This is a genomic window from Paraburkholderia sp., from assembly GCF_034668105.1.
Taxonomy (GTDB): Bacteria; Pseudomonadota; Gammaproteobacteria; order Burkholderiales; family Burkholderiaceae; genus Paraburkholderia.
On record NZ_JAXDPY010000256.1, the window covers coordinates 1 to 2,709 of the forward strand.

4 protein-coding genes are annotated in these 2,709 nt (G+C 63.3%); all 4 read left to right on the top strand.

Annotation, left to right across the window (positions count from 1 at the left end; translation table 11 throughout):
* Positions 1–810, top strand: an 810-nt coding sequence (locus QOC89_RS12060; protein WP_323045224.1) for an AarF/UbiB family protein, incomplete at its 5' end; no start/stop codon positions are given.
* Positions 811–839: 29 nt separating this feature from the next.
* A complete protein-coding gene (locus tag QOC89_RS12065) occupies positions 840–1,463 on the top strand; it encodes a methyltransferase domain-containing protein (RefSeq protein WP_323045225.1) in 624 nt (207 codons plus the stop codon).
* 153 nt (positions 1,464–1,616) lie between these two features.
* Positions 1,617–2,021: an FmdB family zinc ribbon protein gene (locus QOC89_RS12070; protein WP_323045226.1), complete on the top strand. Its 405-nt coding sequence runs from the start codon at positions 1,617–1,619 to the stop codon at positions 2,019–2,021.
* A gap of 75 nt (positions 2,022–2,096) precedes the next feature.
* Positions 2,097–2,709 (top strand): DUF502 domain-containing protein (locus QOC89_RS12075; protein WP_323045227.1); only part of this gene is annotated, 613 nt, incomplete at its 3' end.

Consider the following 2,709-nt stretch of genomic DNA (forward strand, 5'->3'; position numbering starts at 1 on the left):
GCGGGGGTCGACATTCCGAAGCTGGCGCGTGAAGGCGTTGAGATTTTCTTCACCCAGGTGTTCCGCGATGGTTTTTTCCACGCCGACATGCACCCGGGCAACATCCAGGTGAGCCTCGATCCGGCGCACTTCGGCCGCTATATCGCGCTGGATTTCGGCATCATCGGCGCGCTGTCGGACTTCGACAAAAACTACCTCGCGCAGAACTTCCTCGCTTTCTTCAAGCGTGACTACCATCGCGTCGCCACGCTGCATCTGGAGTCGGGCTGGGTGCCGCCCACGACTCGCGTCGAAGAACTGGAAAGCGCGATCCGCGCGGTGTGCGAGCCGTATTTCGACCGCGCACTGAAAGATATCTCGCTCGGCCAGGTGCTGATGCGGCTGTTCTCGACCTCGCGCCGCTTTAACGTCGAGATCCAGCCGCAACTGGTGTTGCTCCAGAAAACCATGTTGAACGTCGAAGGGCTCGGCCGCTCGCTCGATCCTGAACTGGACTTGTGGAAGACGGCCAAGCCCTATCTCGAACGCTGGATGAACGAGCAGATCGGTCTGCGCGGCTGGTACGAACGGCTGAAGATCGAGGCGCCGCAGTGGAGCAAGACGCTGCCGCAGTTGCCGCGGCTGATCCATCACGTGCTGGCTGAGCGTCACGACAACACGCGCGGCGCGAACGACGACATGATTCGCCAGATTCTGCTCGAACAGAAGCGCACCAACCGGCTGCTACAAGGGCTGCTGCTGTTCGGCGTGGCGGTCGGTGTCGGCGCGGTGCTGGCGCGAGCGTTTCTGGCGTTCGTCTACGGCGGGTGAGCCCGCTCCGGACCCACACGAGGCATGCGATGAGCGACCCGACCCAGCCTTCCGCCCCCGACTTTGCGACGCGCGACCCGAACTCGCCCGAGTTCTGGAACGAACGCTTCGAGCGCCGTTTCATGCCATGGGATCAGGCTGGTGTGCCGGCGGCGTTCCAGTCGTTCGTCAGCCGGCACAGCGGCGCTGCCGTGTTGATTCCTGGTTGCGGGAGTGCCTACGAGGCACTTTGGCTGGCTGAGCAAGGCAATCCAGTCCGGGCGATCGATTTCTCGCCGGCCGCCGTGGCTGCCGCGCGCGAGCAATTGGGCGCGCAGCATGCGCAACTGGTCGAGCAGGCTGACTTCTTCACTTATGAGCCGCCATTCACGCCGGCCTGGATCTATGAGCGCGCGTTTCTTTGCGCGCTGCCGTTGGCGCGCCGCGCGGACTACGCGCAACGGATGGCCGGGTTGTTGCCTGGCGGCGCGTTGCTGGCGGGTTTCTATTTCCTTGGCGCGACGCCGAAAGGGCCGCCGTTTGGCATCGAGCGCGCTGAACTCGAGGCCTTGCTCACGCCGCACTTCGATCTGATCGAAGACGAAGCCGTGAACGATTCGATTGCCGTCTTCGCCGGACGCGAGCGTTGGATGACCTGGCGCCGTCGCACTTGATCGCGCCGCACTTGATTCGAGAACGGCCGCCCCAATCTACCCGAACGGCGGCTGCGCCTGGCGCGCCGGGCCCGAAATTCGCGGGTGGCTAGCCAGATACGGCTATAATTCAAGGCTTTGCAGGCGTTACAAGATTTCAGTAGGGAAAAGATTATGCCGATCTACGCTTATCGTTGCGAGTCATGCGGCTTCGGGAAGGACGTGCTTCAGAAGATGAGCGACCCCCAGCTGACGCAATGTCCCGAATGCGGGCAAGACAGCTTTCGCAAGCAGGTGACTGCAGCCGGTTTCCAGTTGAAGGGCTCCGGCTGGTATGTGACCGATTTCCGCGGCGGTAATAGCGGCGCTAGCGCGTCGGCCAAGCCCGACGCGAATGGCGGCTCGAATGCGAATTCGGGCGAAAACGCCGCAGCCGGGAATAACGGCGCAGCACAATCCGACACGGCTTCGGCCAACGGCACGGCCGCCGCCGCTTCATCGGGCGCCGCCGCAACGCCCGCCGCGCCTGCTGCCGCACCCGCCGCATCGGCGAGTTCGAGCGGTTCCGGCAGCGCCTAGTGGGACTGCCGCCCTCAGGGGCGGCGCACACGCCGCGCATCGAGTATCGGTTCGCGCGGCTTTCTGGCGGTACACATGACGACGAAAAAAACGACGCTCAAATCGGTGTTCCTGACTGGCCTGCTGGTGCTGGTGCCTCTGGCTATCACACTGTGGGTGCTCGGCCTGATCATCGGCACGATGGACCAGACGCTGTTGCTGCTGCCTACCGCATGGCAGCCGGAGCGCGCGCTCGGCTTCCGTCTGCCGGGTCTTGGCGCGGTGCTGACGCTGGCGTTCATCTTTGTTGTCGGTCTGTTGACGCAAAACTTCATCGGGCAGAAGCTCGTGAAGTGGTGGGAAGTCGTGGTCGCTCACATTCCGGTGGTCGGCCCGATCTACACCAGCGTGAAGCAGGTGTCGGACACCTTGTTGTCGAGCAGCGGCAATGCGTTTCGCAAGGCACTCCTGATCGAGTACCCGCGCCGCGGTTCCTATACGATTGCGTTTCTGACCGGCATTCCGGGCGGCGACGTGATCAACCACCTGAAAGAAGATCACGTCAGCGTGTATGTGCCGACTACGCCGAACCCAACGTCCGGCTTCTTCCTGATGGTGCCGAGGAGCGAAGTGATCGAACTCGACATGACGGTCGACGCCGCGCTCAAGTACATCGTCTCGATGGGCGTCGTGGCGCCGTCCGCGCCGC